The following is a 24,852-nucleotide window of genomic DNA, read 5'->3' as shown; positions in this document are numbered from 1 at the left end:
ATAATTAAAGTAGTTTCGTTATTATAAAATATTAATATACATAGTAGATAGTAATAGAGCATCACCATGGGAACCTATTGAGACACTTATTGATTTAAAGTGGTATTAATATGTCGTATTTCTCGAACGTTCCATTATTCATTTTAAAAAGGGGGACTGTATTTGTTATGACAACACAACATAGCAAAACAGATGTCATCTTAATTGGTGGCGGTATTATGAGTGCAACATTAGGAACATTACTTAAAGAATTATCACCTGAGAAAAATATTAAAGTGTTTGAAAAATTAGCACAACCTGGCGAAGAGAGTTCAAATGTATGGAATAATGCCGGTACAGGGCATTCAGCACTTTGCGAGTTGAACTATACAAAAGAAGGTAAGGATGGCACAGTTGATTGTAGTAAAGCAATTAAGATAAATGAGCAGTACCAAATTTCAAAACAGTTTTGGGCATATTTAGTTAAAACAGGACAATTAGATAACCCAGATCGCTTTATTCAAGCGGTGCCACACATGAGTTTTGTCATTGGCGAAGATAATGTAGCTTTTATAAAAAGTCGTGTTGCAACGTTAAAGAAAAGTGTTTTATTCGAAAAAATGAAATTATCGCAAGATGAAGAAGAAATGAAATCTTGGGTACCGTTAATGATTGAAGGTCGTAAGTCTGATGAACCAATTGCTTTAACTTATGATGAAACTGGTACAGATGTTAACTTTGGTGCGTTAACTGCAAAGTTATTTGAAAATTTAGAGCAACGTGGTGTGGGAATTCAATATAAGCAGAATGTATTAGACATCAAGAAACAGAAATCTGGGGCATGGCTAGTTAAAGTTAAAGATTTAGAAACTAATGAAACGACAACATATGAATCTGATTTTGTATTTATTGGTGCTGGCGGTGCGAGTTTACCATTACTCCAAAAGACTGGGATTAAACAATCAAAACATATTGGTGGTTTCCCAGTAAGTGGATTATTCCTGCGCTGTACAAATCAAGAAGTGATTGATCGTCATCATGCTAAAGTGTACGGAAAAGCAGCAGTGGGTGCGCCACCAATGTCAGTGCCGCACTTAGATACACGTTTTGTAGACGGCAAGCGTTCATTGTTATTTGGTCCATTTGCAGGTTTCTCACCTAAATTTTTAAAAACAGGTTCACATATGGATTTAATTAAATCGGTTAAACCAAATAATATCGTGACGATGTTATCTGCAGGTATCAAAGAAATGAGTCTTACGAAGTATTTAGTGTCACAATTGATGTTATCTAATGATGAGCGTATGGATGATTTAAGAGTCTTTTTCCCAAATGCTAAAAATGAAGATTGGGAAGTGATTACAGCAGGGCAACGTGTCCAAGTAATCAAGGATACTGAGGATTCTAAAGGTAACTTACAATTTGGTACCGAAGTCATTACGTCAGATGATGGCACATTAGCTGCATTACTTGGTGCATCACCTGGTGCGTCAACAGCTGTAGATATTATGTTTGATGTTTTACAGCGATGCTATCGTGATGAATTCAAAGGGTGGGAACCAAAGATTAAAGAAATGGTGCCGTCATTTGGTTATCGCTTAACAGATCATGAGGATTTATATCACAAAATTAATGAAGAAGTAACTAAGTATTTACAAGTTAAATAATAAATGAAACGGTAATGTCTTTTTTAATGTGATAGACATTACCGTTTTTTAGTTGTTAATGAAAATCATTTTAATTGTTTCAGTTGCTTGTTAATAGTGTCTACGTAGTTCTTATTTTTAAAGAATTGAATTATCCAAATTAATACATAAACCACAATGAAGATAATTGTGAATATGATTAGATAATGCACTGTTAGTGGAAACCAACCGGCAAGCATTGCTAAAGGCAAGAATCCGACATACGTTGTTATGAAATGCATTATAGTTGCTTTAGTAATGCTCCAATCTGTGTATTTAAAGATAAAATCTCCAAGGAAAAAGACGACGCCTATGAGTAACCATAAAATGATAGAAATCAACATTACGGTAGTTTCTGTGAAATGCGTATAATACAATATGCCAATAGTTGATTGTGGGTTCAGTGGATAATATTTGCCGTCTGCAAATAACATACTAAAGAACAGTGAAAGGGACAAACCAATGATTAAGCTAATAAGTAATGAGTTTTTCAAATTTTTCATATTGATAAGCGCTCCTTTATAGATTTTAAATAACGTCTAGAAGAATAGGTGTAGTGTGCATCTTTAAGATACATACGTATAAGTCCATTTGGCTCTAATAATAATTTTTCAATGTAATACTTGTTGACGATTTCTGATTTGGAAATGCGAATGAAATGTTGTGGTAACTGTTTTTCTAGTTCATAAAGTCGTAATTTTAGTTTGAATTTTTGATTGCTTGTAATGGCTGTTACATTTTTATTAATAACTTGGAATGTTATAACATCTGATACATTAATGATATGGATTTCTTTGTCTATGTATCCGACTAATGTATGTGATTTGTCTAAATCATTGACTGCATTAATAATACTTTGAACGTTATCATTCATTTTAGGTGCATGTATATCAATATAAGATTCCGTCTCATTTGCATTGATAAATAAATTGAGTTTCATCATAGGTTAATGCCTCCTTCAAAATTATTAAACCATAAATGACCATCGATATATTTAAATTTTGTTGAATGGTAGAAATTAAATGTTAAGTGGCTAGAAAGCGCTAATCAATATAAAAGATACCTCCTGAAATAAAAACAGAAATGTTTTTTCAGGAGGTAGAGATTAAAGTGAATTATTTGGCAGTGTAATAGTAAAGGTGGTTACATACTCGTTACTTTGTGTGAATTGGATTGTACCATGATGCAATTCAATGATGGATTTTGTAATTGCAAGACCTAAACCATTGCTATTATCATGTTTGCTCACTTTATAAAAACGTTCAAATAAACGTGCTTCAGCTTGTGGACTAATTGGTGAACCATCATTACTTATTGTGAAAATGATATTGTTGTGACTATGTTGCAAAGCGATGTCAATGGCACCACCAACATCTGTATACTTAATAGCATTTATTAATAAATTACTCAATGCTTGATGTAACAAACGTTGATTTCCTAGGAAATTGATTGATTCTAGGTCAGCTAAAATGATTAACGACTTTTCATCAGCAGCAAATTGTTCATGTCGAATGATATCTTTAATGAGTTGATTGACTTGAATCTTATCATCGAATAATAAATGTTGGTGATTATCTAATTCGGATAAGAGCAACAATTCAGTTGTTAATCCGCTCAGCTGCGTTGTAATGGTATAGATATCATTTATATATTGTTGTCTTAATGTTTTATCAGAAGTTTGTTGTAACTCGCTTAATAAATGATGAATATGTGTTAATGGTGTTTTGATTTCATGAGATACATTTTGTACAAAATGCTGCCTCATTTGATCAACTTGTCCCAATGACTCTCTCATCTTATTAAAGTGATACTGTAATGTTCCAATTTCATCTTTGCGTGTTTGTTTGATAGGTGTTTCAAAATCACCATCAATTAAGCGTTCGGTCGCTAGCTTTAACTTTTTTACTGGACGAATGATTGAATAGGTTGATGCGATAACTAATGAAATCGAGATAAATAATAACAACATTAACAAGACGGCTAAGAATGTTCTAAACTCGCTAAATGTTTCTCCAATATCTGGACGCATGAATACTGCTATTGAACCGTCTTTTGTCTTAAAGTTAATACCAACAGTATTATCTGTTACATTGTCGAAAAATCCAGTTACGAATAATGCGAATGGTTTATCTTTAATACCATGGTAATCTTTATTATTTAATACGTTGTTAATAGCATTTTGTGATAAAGTATCTTCTCTAAATGGCTCCCCATAAAATGTCTTATGACCTTTTTGATCAACGGTCATTATTTGGTAATTCATTTGCCCTAAATGTTTGAAATATTGTTGAATGTGCGTTGGTTTAGCTGATTGTTCATATTGTCTTGCTTCTTTAAGCGTCTTCATGATTTTCACGTCATTAGATGCTTTTAAATTATAATGATAGTAAACATTTGTTAATACAAAACTTATTAATGCACTAAATAAAATAACCGTAATGGAATAAATCGCAATTCTAGCATAGAGTGTTTTAAACATGATTCTCCACCTTATAGCCTTGTCCTCTTACTGTTTCAATTGTAAGTGTGGCATTTAATTTTTTTAATCTTTGGCGTAGTCGCTTAATATGAACGTCAACTGTTCGCTCATCTCCTTCATAATCATAGCCCCAAATTTTTTCTATTATTTGTTCACGAGTAAAGATTTGCTTAGGACGTGCTGCAAGCATAAATAATAATTGAAATTCCTTGTTCGGTAACGTCATCGTTTTATTAGATACTTGGAGTTCCAAATAGGATTGGTTTAGCGTTAAGTTGCCAATAGTCATTTCTGAATTTGAATTGATATTATATCGACGTAATACCGCACGAATTCTAAAAATAAGTTCCTTAACCTCAAAGGGTTTGGTTACATAATCGTCAGTACCGCTTATAAACGCACGCTCTTTGTCACTAAGTGCATCCCGCGCTGTTAACATAATAACTGGTATATCATAATCATTTTTTAATGTATTACATAATTGAAAGCCGTCCATACCATCCATCATAATATCTACCACTGCAATATCGACACGCTGTTTTTCTAAAAGTTTTAATGCAGCTTCACCACTTGGTTGTGTATATGCATCAATGTGCTCTGTTTGTAAATGGCTAGCTATATAATTTAGGATTCGAGGATCGTCATCGACAACAAGACATTGCACCATAGCTATAAACTCCCTTATCTTTTTCATTTATTATACATGTAAAATATTTTTGCGTAAAAAAACAATTGTTCATATTGAGTTCATATTTCAACCTTATACTGACGCTAAAGAAGAAATAGGGAGAAGTGAATCGATATGAAATTAGCGATAAAAGAGATTATGTTTTACAAATTTCGTTATATTTTAATCACATTAATCATTCTTTTATTAAGTATTATGGTGTTATTTATTAGTGGTTTAGCTCAAGGGCTTGGTAGGGAGAATATTTCGTTATTTGAACACTTTGATAATGATGAATATGTTGTTCAAAAAATGAAAGAGCCGCAAATTGAGAAATCGCAACTTAGTGATACGCAACAGAATCAAATTAAAAAGGTAATTCATCAAGAACCATATAAAATGAATATTCAAACATTGAAATTATCTAATAAAGAACAAGATGTGATTACAATGAATGACGTTAAACAACAACGCATACAACTTAAAAAAGGTGATTATCCTAAAAATGCTCATGAGGTCGCTATTAATGATAAGTTAGCTGCAGACAACATTAGAGTCGGGGATAGATTACATTTTAAAAATAATTCAACTAGTTATAGAGTTTCTGGTATTTTAAACGACACAATGTATGCGCATAGTTCCATTGTGCTATTGAACGATAACGGATTTAATGCATTGAATAAGGTTAATACGGCATTTTATCCAGTGAAAAATTTAACACAACAACAACGTGATGAGCTTAATAAAATAAATGACGTTCAAGTTGTGAGTGAAAAAGATTTAACAGGTAATATTGCGAGTTATCAAGCAGAGCAAGCACCGTTAAATATGATGATTGTTAGTTTGTTTGCTATTACAGCAATCGTTCTAAGTGCATTTTTCTATGTTATGACGATTCAAAAAATATCACAAATTGGCATTTTGAAAGCAATTGGTATTAAGACAAGACATTTATTGAGTGCGTTAGTTTTACAAATTTTAACACTAACAATAATTGGGGTAGGTATTGCTGTGATCATCATAGTAGGACTATCATTTATGATGCCGGTAACGATGCCTTTTTACTTAACAACGCAAAATATTTTATTAATGGTGGGGATATTTATATTAGTAGCGATTTTAGGTGCCTCACTATCATTTATCAAATTATTTAAAGTGGATCCTATCGAAGCAATTGGAGGTGCAGAATAATGGCATTAGTCGTTAAAGATATCGTCAAAAATTTCGGAGAAGGTTTGTCTGAAACAAAAGTTTTAAAAGGTATTAATTTTGAAGTGGAACAAGGGGAATTTGTCATTTTAAATGGTGCCTCTGGTTCTGGGAAAACAACATTGCTAACGATATTAGGCGGATTGTTAAGTCAAACGAGTGGTACAGTGCTTTACAATGATGCACCATTGTTTGATAAACAGCATCGTCCTAGTGATTTGCGATTGGAAGATATTGGTTTTATTTTTCAATCTTCACATTTAGTTCCTTATTTAAAAGTGATAGAGCAATTGACACTCGTAGGCCAAGAAGCGGGAATGACCAAACAACAAAGTTCAACAAGAGCAATACAACTTTTGAAAAATATTGGGTTAGAAGATCGCTTGAATGTATATCCGCATCAGTTATCTGGCGGTGAAAAGCAACGTGTTGCGATTATGAGAGCATTTATGAATAATCCGAAAATCATTTTAGCAGATGAGCCCACAGCAAGTTTAGATGCCGATAGAGCAACAAAAGTTGTTGAGATGATACGTCAACAAATTAAAGAACAACAAATGATTGGTATTATGATTACACACGATCGAAGATTATTTGAATATGCAGATCGAGTGATTGAATTAGAAGATGGCAAAATAACTGATTAGTGGCTTGTAAAGACGCTAAATGTTAATGATTTAAGACATAGTAGTATAAAAGTTAGATAACAGAATACGATTTGGGTTTACAAAAAAGCGCGTCACTATTATATAAAATGATGACGTGCTTTAGTTTATTTATTTTCAATATAACAATTGTCTAATCAAGGATTAACGAATATTTAAAGATAGTTTGACGCAATATTAGAAACAACCTATAATAATAGTTTGTTTGTGGATTAACTATTATAAATAAAAGCGGCGTAAAGACATATAAACCAACTACTTGAACAATATAATGTTAATAACAATCTATACTGATACATTACGCCTAGATAATCTTTAATGAGCACATGTAAGAAAAAGTGATATGGTGTATGACTTCCGACACCATCGATAGATAAACCTAATTTTTGGGCTAGTCGTAAGGCGCGCAATACATGAAACTGACTTGTTACACAAACAATTTTAACTGCTTCATGATACAAATTGTTGATGATTTGTTTAGAATATAAAAAGTTTGTGTATGTATTTATAGAGTGAGATTCCATTAGTATATCTGTTTTATCAACACCATGTGCAATCAAATAACGTTGCATAGCTAAAGCTTCAGAAATTGGTTCGTCTGGTCCTTGTCCGCCAGATACAATAATCTTTGTTGCTGATGCTTGTTGTTGATAGATATCAAGTGCACGGTCTAAACGCGCTGCAAGCATTGGTGTGACAAATTCGGTAAAAATACCAGCACCTAACACAATTATGATATCAACTTCTTTGTTGTATGATCTATGTCTATATGATACTGTCCAAACGAGATAACAAATAAAGGTTAGTAACAGGGAAAGACATAATATAGCTAACCACATAGACAAACCTTTCACAATAGGTGACTGAATCGTACTTATAAATAAAAGTGCTGATGTGTAGAGTACAAATTTATATGAAAAAGATAATAATTTTTTAATAAATAAGCGACTAGAAGTATGAGAAAATAAATATCTATGTTTGAATAGCATGATAATACTGATTATTATAAATGTTACAAACATAGACCAAGGGAAAGTATAGGTCATGATGCTATAGATGAGTGACAAAAATATCGATATGACAACTAAGATGTAGCATGTTAAATTTAACGTCAGAGTATAGTTGAAAATTAACGGACAAATAACGATAAGTATAAATATTAATAATAAATTCAATAACATACTGACACCTCGCTTATAATAAATATTAAATATAAATGTAGATGATTTAATTTATTAAAGCAAGGAGAACGCAGCAACATGTAAGTCTTAATTTGTTATATTATATATGGGTCAATATTTTTGTGTTTTTTAGATGTGCGATACAATGATTGCTGAGGATACTTTATAAAAATAGTAATTAGGGAGAAATAATTATGGTAAAACATTTACAAGACCATATTCAATTTTTAGAGCAGTTTATAAATAACGTTAACGCATTAACTGCAAAAATGTTGAAAGATTTACAAAATGAATATGAAATTTCATTAGAGCAGTCTAACGTATTAGGTATGTTAAATAAAGAACCTTTGACAATTAGTGAAATCACGCAAAGACAAGGTGTAAATAAGGCCGCAGTAAGCCGACGAATTAAAAAGTTAATCGATGCTAAATTAGTTAAGTTAGATAAACCAAATTTAAATATTGATCAACGTTTGAAATTCATAACCTTAACTGACAAAGGTAGAGCATATTTGAAAGAACGTAATGCGATTATGACAGATATTGCGCAAGATATTACTAATGATTTAAATTCTGAAGATATTGAAAATGTAAGGCAAGTATTAGAAGTCATCAATCATCGCATTAAAACATATAGCAATCATAAATAGGTTTTTGAAGGTGTTCAAATATAAGACTAAATATGTATGTATTGAACACCTTCTTTTTAGTTATAATTGAGAGAGTACTTTCATAAATAATGTAATAAGGTACAATTCTAAAGTAAAGTTAATCATTTCTTGAATTGTATTCTTGGGATAATATTTGTAAAATAATAATGGTAAAATAATGAAATAATTTTTGTGATATACATATAACAATTGAAGAGGAACAGAATTGAGGTGAAAGTATGAAATCTTGCCCGAAGTGCGGACAACAAGCACAAGATGATGTACAGATATGTACACAATGTGGACATAAATTTGATAGTCGTCAAGCATTATATAGAAAGTCAACCGATGAAGATATACAAACTAATAACATCAAGATGAGAAAAATGGTGCCTTGGGCAATTGGTTTTTTCATTTTAATCTTAATTATTATATTGTTCTTTTTACTAAGAAACTTCAATTCACCTGAAGCGCAAACTAAAATATTAGTGAATGCGATTGAGAATAATGATAAACAAAAAGTAGCAACATTATTAAGTACTAAAGATAATAAAGTAGATTCTGAAGAAGCGAAAGTATACATTAACTATATCAAAGATGAAGTTGGGCTTAAGCAATTTGTCAGCGACCTTAAAAATACGGTACATAAATTGAATAAGAGTAAGACCAGCGTAGCTTCTTATATTCAAACCAGATCTGGTCAAAATATATTACGTGTAAGTAAAAATGGCACGCGTTATATCTTTTTCGATAATATGAGCTTTACTGCACCTACCAAGCAACCAATTGTTAAACCGAAAGAAAAAACAAAATATGAGTTTAAATCTGGTGGTAAGAAAAAGATGGTTATAGCTGAAGCAAATAAAGTGACACCAATAGGTAATTTTATACCGGGGACATATAGAATTCCAGCTATGAAATCAACTGAGAACGGTGATTTTGCAGGCTATTTAAAATTTGATTTTAGACAAAGTAATTCTGAAACGGTAGATGTTACTGAAGATTTTGAAGAAGCAAATATAACTGTAACTTTAAAAGGCGATACAAAATTAAATGATAGTTCTAAAAAAGTAACTATAAATGACCGTGAAATGGCATTTTCAAGTTCCAAAACGTATGGTCCATATCCACAAAATAAAGATATTACCATTTCAGCTTCAGGTAAAGCGAAAGGTAAAACATTTACAACACAGACGAAGACGATTAAAGCCAGCGATTTAAAATACAATACAGAAATAACTTTGAATTTTGACAGTGAAGATATCGAAGACTATGTTGAAAAGAAAGAAAAAGAAGAAAACAGCTTGAAGAACAAATTGATAGAATTCTTTGCTGGATATTCTTTAGCGAATAATGCTGCGTTTAATCAGTCAGATTTTGATTTTGTATCGTCATATATAAAAAAAGGATCATCTTTTTATGTTGATGTAAAGAAGCGTGTATCTAAAGGAAGTTTAATGATGATTAGTTCACCACAAATTATAGATGCTGAAAAACATGGTGATAAGATTACCGCAACCGTAAGATTAATAAATGAAAACGGTAAGCAAGTAGATAAAGAATATGAGCTTGAACAAGGCTCGCAAGACCGCTTGCAATTAATCAAGACATCAGAAAAATAGAGTATAAAACTTAAATAAGATGCATGTGTCATGGAATACAAACAACATCCTTTCAAAGTATTTACAATTAGTGTGAATTACTTTGAAGGGATTGTTTTTTGTGGAAAAATTTATGAAGTGCTGAGGTTTATATCATTTTATACCTTTTATAAGTTGTAATGATGTTCATGAAACTTGTGACTAATGCTAATATATAAAAGAGCATATTTAAATTTAGTTTCTGTTCGTGATAGTTATAAACTAATCATTATATAAAGGAGATAGTCATATGAATGATTTAACGCATTTTAACAAGCGTTCACCGATATTTATTATTATTTTAGGATCTTTGACGGCCATTGGAGCATTATCGATAGATATGTTTTTGCCTGGATTACCAGATATTAGACATGATTTTCAAACAACGACGTCTAACGCACAATTAACATTATCGATGTTTATGATTGGTTTAGCGTTTGGTAATTTGTTTGCTGGTCCAATTTCAGATTCAACTGGGCGCAGAAAGCCGCTTATTATAGCTATGATTATTTTTACATTAGCAAGTTTAGGTATTGTTTTTGTACATAATATTTGGCTGATGGTTGCATTAAGATTTCTTCAAGGAGTGACAGGTGGCGCAGCAGCAGTTATTTCAAGAGCTATAGCAAGTGATATGTATAGTGGTAATGAACTAACTAAGTTTATGGCATTATTGATGCTTGTTAATGGTATTGCACCAGTTGTTGCGCCAACAATAGGGGGCATAATTTTAAATTATTCTGTCTGGCGTATGGTCTTTGTCATTCTGACTATCTTTGGCTTCGTCATGGTCATAGGTTCTTTATTAAAAGTACCTGAATCATTAACAGTGACAAATCGTGAGTCAAGTAGTGGATTAAAGACAATGTTTAAAAACTTCAAAATATTATTGAAGACGCCACGTTTTGTATTACCAATGCTCATTCAAGGTATGACATTTGTAATATTATTTACTTATATTTCTGCGTCTCCGTTTATTATTCAAAAAATTTATGGCATGACTGCAATACAATTTAGTTGGATGTTTGCAGGAATTGGTATTACGCTCATTATATCAAGTCAACTTACTGGGTACCTTGTTGATTTTATAGACTCACAAAAATTGATGAGAGGCATGACGATGATTCAGATTATCGGTGTAATTTTAGTGACGATTGTATTGCTTAATCATTGGAACTTTTGGATTTTAGCGATAGGATTTATCATTTTAATAGCACCAGTGACAGGTGTTGCGACACTTGGTTTTACAATAGCTATGGATGAAAGTAGTAGTGGTAGAGGGAGTTCATCAAGTTTATTAGGTTTAGTACAGTTTTTATTTGGTGGTGTTGCATCGCCATTAGTGGGGGTAAAAGGTGAAGATAATCCTATACCTTACATAATTATTATTATAGCTACAGCAGTTATATTAATTATTTTACAGATTTATAATATGAAGGTATTTAAAACAAATCGATGATAAACATAGTTTCTTCTATTATATTGAATTGAAAAATTAAAAAACAAAACTTGAGCTATTCATAGACCTATGAATTTAGCATCAAAAATAAAAATGCCGAGATTATTATGTGGAAATCTCGGCATTTTTATATTGATAGCACCGTTACATATGTACTATTATCTATCCATTTGGTTTAACTTTATCTAGTTGTTTTATAGCATTTCTTTATTAGAATGAAACCGTATTATTAGTTTTGAAGTTTAATCGTATTAGCCAATAAAATGTCAGCAACTTCTTCAGGTGATTCATTACAACCATTCGAAAGCCAATTAATAAACACCCCAGCTTGACCGCCTATGATATATGTAACATAAAGCTGTTTATTGGTTACTGTAGTACTATAGTCATTCATAATTTGTTGATAGTAATCTCTCGCTAAATTTATATAGTCTATGAATAATGTTTTCATTGGATAGGTAACTAAAATGTCTTTGAAAAACTGCTCATTGTGCTTGATATACTTAGCAATAATAATGAAGAATTTATAAAGTTTAAGCTTATCCTGTTTAATATTTTCGAAATTATGATGTAGCGCGCTTAGAAGAAATTGGAATTTTTCCTTATGCTTTGAGTTGATGGTATCCAATAAATCAAATTTATCTTTGTAATAATCATAAAAAGTAGAACGATTAATATTACAATACGCGCAAATCATTTTAGTGGATATTTCTTGAAAAGGATATTCAGCCATCAAATCAACAAGTGCGTTTTGAATTTCTATTTTGGCTTGTCGTTTCATATTGTTACACCTTTGTGAATTTTAACCAACACTCTTATAAAAATTGTTGGTGTTTTTTTAGTTATCATGTCTCTATAATAAATAAAGTGAATTTTAAAAGCAAATAGGAGGAAATGTTTCATGAAAAAGATGATATTAATTAATGTCATTACGGTTGTTGTACTGTTAGCAATTGGGATTGCTGGCTTTTATTTTTGGAATAAAACAACAAGCTATGTAACAACTGATAATGCAAAAGTAAATGGCGATCAAATTAAAATAGCAAGTCCTGCATCTGGACAAATTAAATCACTTAATGTTAAACAAGGTGACAAACTCGATAAAGGTGACAAAGTAGCAATTGTTACTGTACAAGGTCAAGATGGCGAAACGAAAGATATGGATCTTAAAATGCCTCAAAAAGGTACAATTGCCAAATTAGATGGTATGGAAGGTTCAATGGTGCAAGCTGGTAACCCAATCGCTTATGCATACAATTTAGATGATTTATATGTAACAGCAAATATTGACGAAAAAGATATTAAAGATGTTGAAGTAGGTAAAGATGTTGATGTGACTATTGACGGTCAAAAAGCTTCTATTAAAGGTAAAGTTGATAGTATTGGAAAAGCAACTGCTGCAAGCTTTTCATTAATGCCATCATCAAATAGTGATGGTAACTACACTAAAGTTTCTCAAGTAATACCTGTTAAAATCACTCTAGAATCAGAACCGTCTAAACAAGTTGTTCCTGGAATGAACGCTGAAGTAAAAATCCATAAAAATTAAGGGGGTCATTAAATGACTACGACCTTCATTATTAGCTACATTATTTTAGCGCTCATTATTGTTGGGGTTATCAATTTATTTTTAATAAGATCAAGAAAAAAAGGCAAACGCCAACAAAAGGAACAACAATTTACGACACGTCAATCAAATCAATCTAAATTTAAAGCTAGTGATTTAGACAAAACAACTGATCAATCGACACAACGTATGACGCATGAAGAGTTGCGTGTTGACAATCAAGATGATCATAGCCAAGTTAGTCTAAATGGTTACACAAAGGGGTCTGAGAAAGATCAAGAAGCATTCACTAATAATAAGGATGAGGAAGCAGTTGCTGCTAAAAATCCTGAATCAGAAGAATATAAAGTGAATGAAAAAATAAAAAAAGAACATAAAAACTTTATTTTTGGTGAAGGTGTTTCACGCGGTAAAATATTAGCGGCATTATTATTCGGTATGTTTATTGCGATTTTAAACCAAACATTATTAAATGTTGCTTTACCAAAAATTAATACGGAATTTAATATTTCTGCGTCAACAGGGCAATGGTTGATGACGGGATTCATGTTAGTAAACGGTATTTTAATACCAATTACGGCGTATCTATTTAATAAATATTCATATCGAAAATTATTTTTAGTTGCGTTAGTACTCTTTACAATTGGTTCATTAATCTGTGCGATTTCAATGAATTTCCCAATCATGATGGTTGGACGTGTATTACAAGCCATTGGTGCAGGTGTACTAATGCCATTAGGTTCAATTGTTATTATTACAATTTATCCACCTGAAAAACGTGGTGCTGCCATGGGTACAATGGGTATCGCAATGATTTTAGCACCTGCAATTGGTCCAACATTATCAGGTTATATTGTACAAAATTACCATTGGAATGTGATGTTTTACGGTATGTTCATTATCGGGATTATCGCTATTTTAATTGGTTTTGTATGGTTTAAGTTATATCAATATACAACAAACCCTAAAGCTGATATCCCAGGTATCATTTTTAGTACGATTGGTTTTGGTGCTTTGTTATATGGTTTCTCAGAAGCTGGCAACAAAGGTTGGGGTTCAGTAGAGATAGAAACAATGTTTGCGATTGGTATTATCTTTATTATTCTATTCGTTATTAGAGAATTAAGAATGAAATCACCAATGTTGAATTTAGAAGTATTGAAATTCCCAACATTTACATTAACAACAATTATTAATATGGTTGTAATGTTAAGTTTATATGGTGGTATGATTTTATTACCGATTTATTTACAAAATTTACGCGGATTCTCAGCATTAGATTCCGGATTGTTATTATTACCTGGTTCTCTAATTATGGGTCTACTAGGACCATTTGCAGGTAAATTGTTAGATACTATTGGTTTAAAACCATTAGCTATCTTTGGTATTGCTGTAATGACTTATGCAACATGGGAATTAACTAAATTAAATATGGATACACCATATATGACAATCATGGGTATCTATGTACTTCGTTCATTTGGTATGGCATTTATAATGATGCCAATGGTAACTGCAGCTATTAATGCGTTACCGGGACGACTTGCCTCTCATGGTAATGCTTTCTTAAATACGATGCGTCAATTAGCAGGCTCTATAGGTACAGCAATCTTAGTTACTGTAATGACAACACAAACTACACAACACTTATCAGCTTTTGGGGAAGAGTTAGATAAAACGAATCCTGTTGTACAAGATCATATGCGTGAATTAGCATCACAATATGGCGGACAAGAAGGCGCAATGAAAGTGTTACTACAATTTGTAAATAAACTAGCAACGGTTGAAGGTATTAATGATGCATTTATAGTTGCAACGATATTTAGCATCATCGCCTTAATTTTATGTTTATTTTTACAAAGTAATAAAAAAGCAAAAGCTACAGCTCAAAAGTTAGATGCAGATAATAGTATCAATCATGAATAAATAAAATAAATTAATTGAAGTGTGACTAATCAAAAATTATGTTGTGGGGACATGATTTTTAAAGTATCGGTGCCAAATATGGTTATCGATACTTTTTTTATTTGTTGATTTATAGAATGTTAGAGGAATTATATTAAAATTTGGCATTGACGTAGTAGGTCATTAATAAAGAAAAAGCAGGAAGTGGGTCAACGAAATGAATTTTGTGAAAATAACATTTCTGTCCCAATCCCTACTATATAACATTATTTTAAACGAGGCATGCGATTACGGAAGAATAAGCTTATAACAAGTAAACCGATGCTACAGCCAAGTAAAATGATGCCGTTATGAATAGCGTCAGCTTCTGTAATCACTTGATCTGGTGGTACATTTAAATAATATTTTTTGAAAACATCTGCAATTTCTTGTGCGAGTGCTTTAATAATATAACTGAAATACAATGTAATGACTAACATAATTGTTAACACTAAAATATTTACTACTTTTAGAACTGTGCGATTAAATACAATTGTCAGTATTGTTATGACTAGGCTAACGATACATAAAATAAAGAAACCGTTAAAGACTAAAATTAAGCGATCGATTCCTTGTTGTAAATCATTGATATTACCCAAATTAATATTTAATTGATGCATTTTTCCAATTGTCTCGTTAAAATTTTTAATGCCATCAAAATCTACAGATTCTTTGGTGAAGACAATATTAAAAATGGGTTGTTTCCACATGCTGTATCCAGCGATTGCGGTTAATATAACAACAATGATTTGAATAATCATGCTTACCAATGAACGTTTTTTCTTACCATATCGCTTACCACGATGAATATTCGGTTGTTGAAATGTCTCATCAAATGGTTCTAATCGTTGATTTGGATTTGTCATGCAAGGTACCTCCGTATAAAGTTCTTTTCTTTACTTATCAATATGTCTAGTTGTCTGTTATAATGATGAAAAATCACTGTTCAATTGTAGTCTTAAATTTGAAAGTGAAAAAGAAAATATCTTCTACATTATATACTTTTTTTGGCAAAGAATGTAGGGGATAGACAATCATTGGATACATAAAATATATAAAGGTAGGTTAAGACATTGATTAGAAACCGTGTTATGAATAGCGTTGTCAATAAATATTTGCTTCACAATCGCTCGATTATGTTTAAAAATGATCAAGATGTTGAAAGATTTTTTTATAAAAGAGAAATTGAAAATAGAAAAAAACATAAGCAGCCTTCAACATTAAATGTTAAAGCAAATTTAGAAAAATTGTCATTAGATGATATGCAAGTCTTTCGCTTTAATTTCAGACATCAAATTGATAAGAAAATTTTATATATTCACGGTGGATTCAATGCACTACAACCATCACCGTTCCATTGGAGATTGTTGGATAAAATCACTTTAAGTACATTATATGAGGTTGTACTGCCTATCTATCCAAAGACACCAGAGTTTCATATTGACGATACTTTCCAAGCGATACAACGTGTTTATGATCAATTAGTATCTGAAGTAGGACATCAAAATGTCGTAGTCATGGGTGATGGTTCAGGTGGTGCACTGGCATTATCCTTTGTACAATCTCTTTTAGATAATCAACAGCCATTACCGAATAAATTGTATTTAATCTCACCAATTTTAGATGCAACACTATCTAATAAAGATATTTCGGACGCCTTAATCGAACAAGATGCGGTTCTAAGTCAGTTTGGTGTCAATGAGATTATGAAAAAATGGGCGAATGGCCTACCATTAACAGATAAGCGCATATCGCCAATTAATGGCACAATAGAAGGATTGCCACCAGTTTATATGTTTGGTGGTGGACGTGAAATGACACATCCTGATATGAAGCTATTTGAACAAATGATGTTGCAACATCATCAATACATTGAGTTTTATGATTATCCTAAGATGGTACATGATTTTCCAATTTATCCAATTAGACAATCACATAAAGCTATTAAACAAATTGCCAAATCGATAGATGAGGATGTAACACAAAATAACTAATAACATATAAATGACCCAGTTACGATTTCATGCAAGATGATATTTGACATGAAAACGTAATTGGGTTTTGTTTTTGAAAATATAGCAAGGGTTATATAGACTAATTGTTAATGAGCTTCTGAGTGAAAATCACCAATAAGTGTATTGATATGTGTGATGATAAAGTATTGCCCTTTAATTTGATAAAATTGATCTAAAAAATTATCGAATTGACGTGGAATATCACTAAGTTCTGCAAAGTTAGCTGTTTTATCATAATTGCGATGAGCAACCTCATTTTGAAATTTATCATAATGTTCTAGGAAATGTTGATCTTCAAGCTGTTGTTCCACAATAGTCATAATATTATCGATGGCTTGCTTTTGTCCTTGAACATAAGCCATATGCACGCCACGCTTAAGTAGCTGATTTGCTGGTCCGTTAATGTATAACCCTTTTTGTGCATTTAATTCTGTTAATTCAAACTTAACATCATCTAATAAATCTAGTAATTCGATATGAATCTTTTGTTGTAATGCATCTGTCATTTTAATGCTCCTTTGTGTGGAATTGCTATTTTATGTCCTAATTGTTCAGGCCAAGTGATAGTTGATTGATTTTTATAATAGTGTGCTATTTGTGTTGAAAATGATTCAGGAAAAGCATCAGAACGACGTGTGTGCTGATTAATTCCCATCATCATTACTTCATTTGTTGATGCTAGTGTACCATCTTCTTTAGTTAATGTTAAAAATAAATGCAACCGCTTATAATCGTAATCATAAATATATAAAGTAACAGTAAATACATCGCCAAGAGACAATTCTGAGAGGTATGTCGTATGTTCTTCTAGTGTAAATAGCGTATATGCTAAATTTTCGCGTTCTTTTAAAGAAAGACCGTGGCTGTAATTAAAACGATTCACGACGTCACTAAAAATGATATTATAATTTGCATCATGCATATGATTGTTATGGTCAATGAATTCAGATGTTACGGTTTGAGTATGTGTAAAAAGTTGTTTGATAATAACCATCTCCTTAGTGACTATCATACTAAAATAAATTAAGACATACACGTTATTTAATTCATGATAAAATAATAGAGAATTCGTTATTTAGGGGGAGTATCGATGGCTTTAAAGATACGGTATCAAACTACATATGAACCGTTTAAAGTAGTTGATGATATCAAAGAGATACCAAAAGATGCGACTATTGTTTGGTATGATTTTGATGAACCGAATGAACAAGAAAATGAATGGTTTAAAGCACATTTTAATTTTAATGATTTAGAAGTGGATGATGCAATTAACGGTATGCCACGAGCTAAATATAAATCTTATAAAGATTATCAATACTTAGTATTCCATAGTATTATGGGGTCAAACTATTCACCAATAGCACTAAATATTTTTATACAAGACAATGTATTAGTAACATATCATCATCAAACGTTGGAATCATTAAATAAAGTAGTCTATAAGTATATGAATACATTAGATGCAGAATTAGATTGTGCAGATGTCGTCATATTAATTTTAGATATGATGGTTGATAAATATTTCAACTTTGTATATGCACTTGAAGATAGTGTTTATCATTTTGAAGACCGCCATGTAGATGATCGCTTTAATAAAATGGTCATGGATAGTGTCTTTAAGTTACGTTCGGATTTGATTAAAGTAAAACGTGTACTGTTTCCTATGCAAGAGCTAATTGATACAATGAAACAAAATGGTGATTTGATTATAGATAATAAACATTCGCTATACATTCAACATATCGATGACCACTTGATTAAGCAACGTAATATCATTCGTACTGCTCAAGAAATGACAAACGAAATACGAGAAAATTTTGAGTCATACACGTCATTTAGAATGAATAGTATTATGCAAGTATTAACGTTAGTATCAGTTATATTTTCACCGTTAACATTCATAGCTGGGATTTATGGTATGAACTTTGTAAATATGCCGGCATTACATTTACATTATGGATATTATATTTGCTTAGCTGTAATGTTTGTTATAGCTGTCGTATTAATCATCTTTTTCAGACGTAAAAAATGGTTTTAAATTAGAAATGACGAAAAGGTAGGTTTAATCATGAGTGATTTTCAAAGAGAACAGAGAAAAAATGAACATGTTGAAATAGCAATGGCCCAATCTGACGCAATGCATTCAGATTTTGATAAGATGCGTTTTGTGCATCATTCTATCCCATCAATTAATGTAAATGATATCGATTTGACATCACAGACGCCTGACTTAACGATGGCATATCCGGTTTATATTAATGCAATGACGGGTGGTAGCGAGTGGACGAAAAACATCAATGAAAAGCTAGCTGTAGTTGCAAGAGAAACTGGCTTAGCGATGGCAGTTGGATCAACACATGCGGCATTGAGAAATCCACGCATGGCTGAGACGTTTACGATTGCGCGAAAAATGAATCCTGAAGGCATGATTTTTAGCAATGTTGGTGCGGACGTACCAGTAGAAAAGGCTTTGGAAGCAGTTGAATTACTTGAGGCACAAGCGTTACAAATCCATGTTAATTCTCCTCAAGAATTAGTTATGCCTGAAGGGAATCGTGAATTTGTGACTTGGTTAGATAATATAGCGTCGATTGTATCACGAGTGTCTGTTCCAGTCATTATAAAAGAAGTTGGATTTGGTATGAGCAAAGAATTAATGCATGACTTACAACAAATAGGCGTCAAGTATGTCGATGTTAGTGGCAAAGGTGGTACTAACTTTGTAGATATTGAAAATGAACGTCGTGCAAATAAAGATATGGATTACTTATCATCATGGGGACAGTCTACAGTTGAGTCATTACTTGAAACAACGGCTTATCAAAGCGAAATTTCAGTTTTCGCGAGTGGTGGTTTACGTACACCACTCGATGCAATTAAAAGTTTAGCACTTGGTGCAAAGGCAACTGGTATGTCACGTCCGTTTTTAAATCAAGTTGAAAATAATGGCATTGCACATACAGTAGCTTATGTAGAATCATTTATTGAACACATGAAATCAATAATGACGATGTTAGATGCTAAAAATATTGACGACTTAACACAAAAACAAATCGTATTTAGTCCGGAAATATTGTCATGGATAGAACAACGTAACTTGAATATACATCGAGGATAAATAAAAGAGGAGGCGAAGGCCTCCTCTTTTATTTATGAGTTTGGTGTTTAACTAAACCATTGAATGAATCCCATAATGACTATAACACCAATTAAATCGATTAAGAATGCACCAACAATAGGTACAACTAAATATGCTTTAGGTGAGTTTCCATATTTTTTAGTAATAACATCTAAATTTGCCATGGCATTTGGTGTTGCACCAAGCCCATGACCGATAAAACCACCTACCATTACTGCAGCATCATAATCTTTTCCTAAACCTCTAAATAAAATTAAAACAGCAAATAAAATCATAACGACAACTTGAACTAAAACGATAATAATAAGAGGTATAGCAAGTTTATAAATTTCGATTAATTGAATGCTCATTAGCGCAAGAGATAAGAAAATACCTAATGCGACATCGCCAATTTGATTAGTAATTTTTAAATCTACAATATTAAAATTAAAACTTTCAGAGATATTTCGGACAATAACAGCTACAAATAATGAGCCAACGTAAATTGGAACATTAATCCCTGTTTGAGCTGTAAACAAATGACTGAAATAACTTCCAACTGCCATACAGAATACAACGATTGTAAATTGAATGAAGAATACTTCAGTGGCATTAAATTTACTATGTAAATGTTCGTTATATGCTACTTGGCTATAATCTTTAAATGTATCGTCACTATGTTGAGGCTTTAAGTTATAACGTTTGATTAAAAATTTTACAACTGGACCACCGATAAGCCCTCCAAATACAAGACCTAAAGTTGCAGCTGCAAGAGCCGCTGTCAGTGCCGAATCAATACCTAAATCTTGAATTGTCTTACCATAAGCAGCAGCATTACCATGACCGCCTTCCATAGACATGGAACCTGCTGTTAATCCTAACAAAGGTTTAATATTTAATACTTTTGCTAGTGATACACCAACTATGTTTTGAATGACTGAAATGATAGCACAAAACATAAAGTATAATAGCAAGACTTTGCCACCTAATTTAAATAATTTCAATGATGCACCAAGACCGATTGTCGTAAAGAATGCTAACATGAAGAAATCTTGAATGAATGAAGCATCTAATTTAATCTTAACCATGCCAAATGAATCCAAAGCCGCAACTAAAATAGCAAAGATTAAGCCGCCAATCACTGGTGCTGGTATACAAATACGTTTTAAAAAATTAACGTGATTAACGATAGCCTTACCAAGTAAATAAAGGATACAAGCTAAACATAATGTTGTAATTGCATTAAGTTCTATCATTTTCAAATCCCCCTTGTTGAATATCCCTCTCCCTAAATAAGCTTTTATATGTAAGCGTTATAAAAGGGCGCTTTTAACATTATACATGCAACAAATCAATATTTCTAGTTTTTGAAAATAATATCAATAATATTAATGCATCTAAATTTAATAATTATAAATAATTCTATTGTTATATTTTATAATTAAGAACAAGTTCAATAAGAGGAGATGAATCAAAAAATATGATGGATACAAAGAAAAACAATCAACCCATCCGCATGTTGACGGCACGATTGATTGACTTATAAGGAGAGAGATTTCATTTTCATGATAGTAATCAATGAAAGATGGCATTTATTTCCAAGTATCTTCGGGAAACATACAATCTGATTTACGCATGCGAGACACAAATGGATTACCTTTCACTGTGTAACGTAAAGATTTATGTGTCCAATCACCTTTATTTGGAATACCGATTCGTGGACTAGCAATAATATCTTTAGGATATTTACGATTCTTAGTATCAATAGACAATCTACAGTCATTTAACGTAGCGCCATCGATAGCCCGTGGAATGTTAAATGCCTTAGTCCATTTTCCTGGGCCATTCGTTACCTCGTAGCCTTTCTTACCTCTGTTACGGAACATAGCGGATAAACCTTCTTCTGGTTCAATTGCGCGGATAAGTACGCCTTCAGGTATACCTTCAGATTTTGTTACAAAATTAATGAGTAAATGCGTATGCATGACATGTGCATAAATTGTACCACCACGTTTATATAATGACGTGACTTTAGGTGTTATTTTACCGCCATAGCCATGAGCCGCACGATCATTCAAACCTAAGTAAGCTTCCGTTTCCACGATGTAGCCTGTATACGTTTGAGTGGTATCCTGATAAATCACTTTGACACCTAATAAGTTTTTAGCAATTTGTCTTGTATCATTATTAACGAAATCCATAATATTCTCCTCGCAATTATATAATTAATTTAAATAAAAATGAAAAAGATATTTTTATTGTGGTAAATGTTTGATAAAATAGTATTGTTAAGAATTATAAAAATGTAAAGTATATACTTTGTTATGGAATATTTTATTTGCATAGATTGAGACTCTTTTAAACGTGAACATTGCAGTATGACATATTTTTAGTATAGTTAACGAAGCGTTGACTTTCAAATGAGTCTCCATATAGATGTGTACTTGTAGCGGGTTTTCATTTTACTAGTGATGAAATATAAAGTTCATTTTCCAAAGTGATTGACGATTGAAATGAAGTGGCTTGATAATGAATCTTGTAAATTATAACGGTAACAATAATTAAAAATATAAATATGATTAACGAAAGGGAGATTACAATGGAACAATTACCTCAAGTAGGTTTTATGAAATCATTCGTTTTATTTTGGAAAAATTATGTAAATTTTAAGGGGAGATCAAGACGTAGTGAATATTGGTATATGGCACTATGGCATTTGATACTTATGGTTCCAGCTGTGTGTGTGCTAATAATAAACCTATTTCTATTCTTTATTTCTATAGCGGCAGATAACGAAACATTAATAGTTATGAGTATATTGATGATTATCCTTACATCTGTGTATACTTTTGTCTATAGTTTGGCAACGTTTATTCCAAATTTAGCGTTGTGCGTTCGAAGATTTCACGATATATCAAGAACAATGTTATTTCCAATGATTATGACAGTATTCAGTATTATATTTTATATAGTATTACAGATTATCGATAGTTATTATGACAGTGATTTTACATTAATGCCGATGGGTCTTAATATTTTGTTAGTACTTCTTTATTTTGTTTATTTAGGCCTAACAATTGTTATGATAGTATTCCTATGCTTTGACAGTAAGCCGGCAAATAAATATGGCGAAAGCTCAAAATACCCGTCTACAATTAAAAATCAACCAGTGACATCTGAAACACCGGAAAAAGCGTGTACATCTGAAACACCGAAAACACCGGAAGAAACAGATAATCAATTGTAATGATATAAATATCTCGGCACAATGATGCTGGGATATTTTTTTACAAATAAGGCAATAAAGGCATGGAAAAAACATATCTAGTGCTAATGATACTTAACATGCAAAAATGGCACTATTTAAATTTTTCAATTTCAGAAATTTTAAAAATAAATTCATTTTAAAAATATTGCATTTATAGAGAATGGAAATGTTATATTAAGATAAATACATATTTTTTTAGGAGGCAAAGTATGGGACTTGTAATTGAACATGTTACGAAACGTTTTGGCAAGATGACGGCAGTAAATGATATTTCATTAAAGTTAGAATCAGGCAAAATGTTAGGTTTTCTAGGAAGAAATGGTGCAGGTAAAACAACGACATTTCGTATGATTTTAGGCTTAAGTGAACCAACTGAAGGACACATTACGTATAACGGTAAAAAACTAGATAAAACAATGTACAATCGTATTGGTTATTTACCGGAAGAACGCGGTTTACATGGGAAATTGACAGTTGAAGAAGAATTGAAATATTTGGCAACTTTAAAGGGAATGTCAAAAACAGAAATACAACAGCAAATATCGTATTGGCTTGAGCGTTTTGATATTACTGAAAACCGCAAAAAACGAATTGATAGTCTATCAAAAGGGAATCAACAAAAAATTCAGCTGTTAGCAAGTATGTTACATAAACCAGAATTACTAATATTAGATGAGCCTTTCAGTGGTCTAGACCCAGTTAATGTTGAGTTATTAAAAGAAGCAGTTAAAGACTTAAATGATTGGGGCAGTACAATCGTTTATAGTTCTCACCGTATGGAGCATGTTGAAGAATTATGTGATGATGTTTGTATTTTAGATAAAGGTCAACTTGTTGTTTCTGGTGATATCAATCATGTACGTGCATCTAATGGTAACAAGAAAGTTGTCATTGAATCAGAAACAACACTACCAGATTTAACAAACATTAGAGGCATCATTCATAGTGAAAACATGAAGCAAGGTCTTCAGTTGACGATTGAGAATGAAGACGTAGCCAAAGATATTTATCAAGTTGTGGCACATCAAGGTTATGTTAAACGATTCCAAGTTGTAGAACCATCATTACAAGATATATTCATTGAGAAGGTTGGTGGCAAGGATGCATAAGTTTTGGGCGACATTTACTTTGACATATATCAAAAAAATTAAAGCTAAATCATTTGTAATTTTTATGATTATTATTGCTGCCTTAATGATTGGTCTATCTAACATTGATAAGATTATTAACATGTTTGATGATGGTCCAGATAAAATTGGTGTAGCAGCACCGAATGAACAAATCTATAAGGTTTTCAAGCAACAGGCGAATACATTTCATAGTGAT

The 24,852-nt window shown here is 31.8% G+C and carries 25 protein-coding genes and 1 pseudogene; 15 read left to right on the top strand and 11 right to left on the bottom strand.

Annotated features, from left to right (window positions below; translation table 11 throughout):
- The first annotated feature begins 167 nt into the window (after positions 1–167).
- Positions 168–1,646: a malate dehydrogenase (quinone) gene (gene mqo / locus IDG64_RS07515; protein WP_000211366.1), complete on the top strand. Its 1,479-nt coding sequence runs from the start codon at positions 168–170 to the stop codon at positions 1,644–1,646.
- A 65-nt stretch (positions 1,647–1,711) separates the two neighbouring features.
- Here mqo and IDG64_RS07510 read toward each other — a convergent pair whose 3' ends face one another.
- The 4 genes from IDG64_RS07510 to hssR all read right to left on the bottom strand — a co-directional run bounded on the left by IDG64_RS07510 (position 1,712) and on the right by hssR (position 4,810).
- On the bottom strand, positions 1,712–2,167 hold the full coding sequence (locus tag IDG64_RS07510) for a DUF3021 domain-containing protein (protein ID WP_000793175.1): 456 nt from the start codon (positions 2,165–2,167) through the stop codon (positions 1,712–1,714).
- Positions 2,164–2,607: a LytTR family DNA-binding domain-containing protein gene (locus tag IDG64_RS07505; protein WP_000977037.1), complete on the bottom strand. Its 444-nt coding sequence runs from the start codon at positions 2,605–2,607 to the stop codon at positions 2,164–2,166. The genes IDG64_RS07510 and IDG64_RS07505 overlap by 4 nt, the downstream gene beginning before the upstream one ends.
- A gap of 162 nt (positions 2,608–2,769) precedes the next feature.
- Positions 2,770–4,143, bottom strand: coding sequence for a heme sensor histidine kinase HssS (gene hssS / locus IDG64_RS07500; protein WP_000477348.1), 1,374 nt, complete (start codon positions 4,141–4,143; stop codon positions 2,770–2,772).
- Positions 4,136–4,810: a DNA-binding heme response regulator HssR gene (hssR, locus tag IDG64_RS07495; protein WP_000249497.1), complete on the bottom strand. Its 675-nt coding sequence runs from the start codon at positions 4,808–4,810 to the stop codon at positions 4,136–4,138. Before hssR ends, hssS begins: the two co-directional genes overlap by 8 nt.
- A gap of 135 nt (positions 4,811–4,945) precedes the next feature.
- Here hssR and IDG64_RS07490 point away from each other — a divergent pair, with 135 nt between their 5' ends.
- Together IDG64_RS07490 and IDG64_RS07485 are read left to right on the top strand one after the other, a co-directional pair.
- Positions 4,946–6,001 (top strand): ABC transporter permease, encoded by a 1,056-nt coding sequence (locus IDG64_RS07490; RefSeq protein ID WP_000761395.1) that lies wholly within the window; start codon positions 4,946–4,948, stop codon positions 5,999–6,001.
- Positions 6,001–6,666, top strand: a complete 666-nt coding sequence (locus IDG64_RS07485; RefSeq protein WP_001229920.1) for an ABC transporter ATP-binding protein — start codon at positions 6,001–6,003, stop codon at positions 6,664–6,666. The genes IDG64_RS07490 and IDG64_RS07485 overlap by 1 nt, the downstream gene beginning before the upstream one ends.
- A 230-nt stretch (positions 6,667–6,896) precedes the next feature.
- On the opposite strand, the gene IDG64_RS07480 is transcribed toward IDG64_RS07485, so the two are convergent.
- A complete protein-coding gene (locus tag IDG64_RS07480; protein ID WP_001549718.1) occupies positions 6,897–7,865 on the bottom strand; it encodes a YdcF family protein in 969 nt (322 codons plus the stop codon).
- Positions 7,866–8,059: 194 nt separating this feature from the next.
- Here IDG64_RS07480 and IDG64_RS07475 point away from each other — a divergent pair, with 194 nt between their 5' ends.
- The 4 genes from IDG64_RS07475 (at position 8,060) to IDG64_RS07460 (ending at position 11,614) form a co-directional block, all read left to right on the top strand.
- A complete protein-coding gene (locus IDG64_RS07475) occupies positions 8,060–8,515 on the top strand; it encodes a MarR family transcriptional regulator TcaR (protein ID WP_000238542.1) in 456 nt (151 codons plus the stop codon).
- Positions 8,516–8,754: 239 nt separating this feature from the next.
- Positions 8,755–10,137, top strand: a complete 1,383-nt coding sequence (gene tcaA, locus IDG64_RS07470; protein WP_000833810.1) for a glycopeptide resistance protein TcaA — start codon at positions 8,755–8,757, stop codon at positions 10,135–10,137.
- A gap of 30 nt (positions 10,138–10,167) precedes the next feature.
- Positions 10,168–10,296 carry a hypothetical protein gene (locus IDG64_RS07465; RefSeq protein ID WP_001790052.1) on the top strand — a complete coding sequence of 43 codons (129 nt, stop codon included), beginning with the start codon at positions 10,168–10,170 and terminating at the stop codon, positions 10,294–10,296.
- A gap of 109 nt (positions 10,297–10,405) precedes the next feature.
- Positions 10,406–11,614, top strand: coding sequence for a putative multidrug effflux MFS transporter TcaB (locus IDG64_RS07460; RefSeq protein WP_000999131.1), 1,209 nt, complete (start codon positions 10,406–10,408; stop codon positions 11,612–11,614).
- A gap of 229 nt (positions 11,615–11,843) precedes the next feature.
- Here IDG64_RS07460 and IDG64_RS07455 read toward each other — a convergent pair whose 3' ends face one another.
- On the bottom strand, positions 11,844–12,395 hold the full coding sequence (locus IDG64_RS07455; RefSeq protein ID WP_000828570.1) for a TetR/AcrR family transcriptional regulator: 552 nt from the start codon (positions 12,393–12,395) through the stop codon (positions 11,844–11,846).
- A gap of 120 nt (positions 12,396–12,515) precedes the next feature.
- Between IDG64_RS07455 and IDG64_RS07450 the strand changes: the two genes are divergently transcribed.
- Positions 12,516–13,163, top strand: a complete 648-nt coding sequence (locus tag IDG64_RS07450) for an HlyD family secretion protein (RefSeq protein WP_000738247.1) — start codon at positions 12,516–12,518, stop codon at positions 13,161–13,163.
- A 12-nt stretch (positions 13,164–13,175) separates the two neighbouring features.
- The gene (locus IDG64_RS07445; RefSeq protein ID WP_000213874.1) at positions 13,176–15,107 is read left to right on the top strand and encodes a DHA2 family efflux MFS transporter permease subunit; all 1,932 of its coding nucleotides are present in this window, start codon (positions 13,176–13,178) and stop codon (positions 15,105–15,107) included.
- A 245-nt stretch (positions 15,108–15,352) separates the two neighbouring features.
- Here IDG64_RS07445 and IDG64_RS07440 read toward each other — a convergent pair whose 3' ends face one another.
- Positions 15,353–15,991: a hypothetical protein gene (locus tag IDG64_RS07440; RefSeq protein WP_000184227.1), complete on the bottom strand. Its 639-nt coding sequence runs from the start codon at positions 15,989–15,991 to the stop codon at positions 15,353–15,355.
- A gap of 207 nt (positions 15,992–16,198) precedes the next feature.
- Between IDG64_RS07440 and IDG64_RS07435 the strand changes: the two genes are divergently transcribed.
- Positions 16,199–17,119: an alpha/beta hydrolase fold domain-containing protein gene (locus IDG64_RS07435; RefSeq protein ID WP_000620864.1), complete on the top strand. Its 921-nt coding sequence runs from the start codon at positions 16,199–16,201 to the stop codon at positions 17,117–17,119.
- 107 nt (positions 17,120–17,226) lie between these two features.
- Here IDG64_RS07435 and IDG64_RS07430 read toward each other — a convergent pair whose 3' ends face one another.
- Positions 17,227–17,646, bottom strand: a complete 420-nt coding sequence (locus tag IDG64_RS07430; protein WP_000128656.1) for a hypothetical protein — start codon at positions 17,644–17,646, stop codon at positions 17,227–17,229.
- A complete protein-coding gene (locus IDG64_RS07425; RefSeq protein WP_000234728.1) occupies positions 17,643–18,134 on the bottom strand; it encodes a thioesterase family protein in 492 nt (163 codons plus the stop codon). The genes IDG64_RS07430 and IDG64_RS07425 overlap by 4 nt, the downstream gene beginning before the upstream one ends.
- Before the next feature lie 96 nt (positions 18,135–18,230).
- Between IDG64_RS07425 and corA the strand changes: the two genes are divergently transcribed.
- Both corA and fni read left to right on the top strand, forming a co-directional pair.
- Positions 18,231–19,178 (top strand): magnesium/cobalt transporter CorA, encoded by a 948-nt coding sequence (gene corA, locus IDG64_RS07420; protein ID WP_001185431.1) that lies wholly within the window; start codon positions 18,231–18,233, stop codon positions 19,176–19,178.
- 30 nt (positions 19,179–19,208) lie between these two features.
- Positions 19,209–20,258 (top strand): type 2 isopentenyl-diphosphate Delta-isomerase, encoded by a 1,050-nt coding sequence (gene fni, locus IDG64_RS07415; RefSeq protein ID WP_001279381.1) that lies wholly within the window; start codon positions 19,209–19,211, stop codon positions 20,256–20,258.
- 47 nt (positions 20,259–20,305) lie between these two features.
- Here fni and gltS read toward each other — a convergent pair whose 3' ends face one another.
- The gene (gene gltS, locus IDG64_RS07410) at positions 20,306–21,514 is read right to left on the bottom strand and encodes a sodium/glutamate symporter (RefSeq protein ID WP_000571584.1); all 1,209 of its coding nucleotides are present in this window, start codon (positions 21,512–21,514) and stop codon (positions 20,306–20,308) included.
- Between the two features lie 336 nt (positions 21,515–21,850).
- On the bottom strand, positions 21,851–22,459 hold the full coding sequence (locus tag IDG64_RS07405) for a DNA-3-methyladenine glycosylase (RefSeq protein ID WP_000348300.1): 609 nt from the start codon (positions 22,457–22,459) through the stop codon (positions 21,851–21,853).
- Positions 22,460–22,857: 398 nt separating this feature from the next.
- Between IDG64_RS07405 and IDG64_RS07400 the strand changes: the two genes are divergently transcribed.
- The 3 genes and pseudogenes from IDG64_RS07400 to IDG64_RS07390 all read left to right on the top strand — a co-directional run.
- Positions 22,858–23,505, top strand: coding sequence for a DUF805 domain-containing protein (locus tag IDG64_RS07400; RefSeq protein ID WP_206171297.1), 648 nt, complete (start codon positions 22,858–22,860; stop codon positions 23,503–23,505).
- 230 nt (positions 23,506–23,735) lie between these two features.
- Positions 23,736–24,635, top strand: a complete 900-nt coding sequence (locus IDG64_RS07395; RefSeq protein WP_000524836.1) for an ABC transporter ATP-binding protein — start codon at positions 23,736–23,738, stop codon at positions 24,633–24,635.
- Positions 24,628–24,852: pseudogene (locus IDG64_RS07390) on the top strand (ABC transporter permease); the annotation flags it as partial. The gene IDG64_RS07395 and the pseudogene IDG64_RS07390, both read left to right, overlap by 8 nt.

The sequence above is a fragment of the Staphylococcus sp. EG-SA-15 genome (assembly GCF_017151895.1).
GTDB lineage: Bacteria > Bacillota > Bacilli > Staphylococcales > Staphylococcaceae > Staphylococcus > Staphylococcus aureus.
Note: the sequence above shows the minus strand (reverse complement) of the source record. Positions and strands in the feature narration are given on the sequence as shown.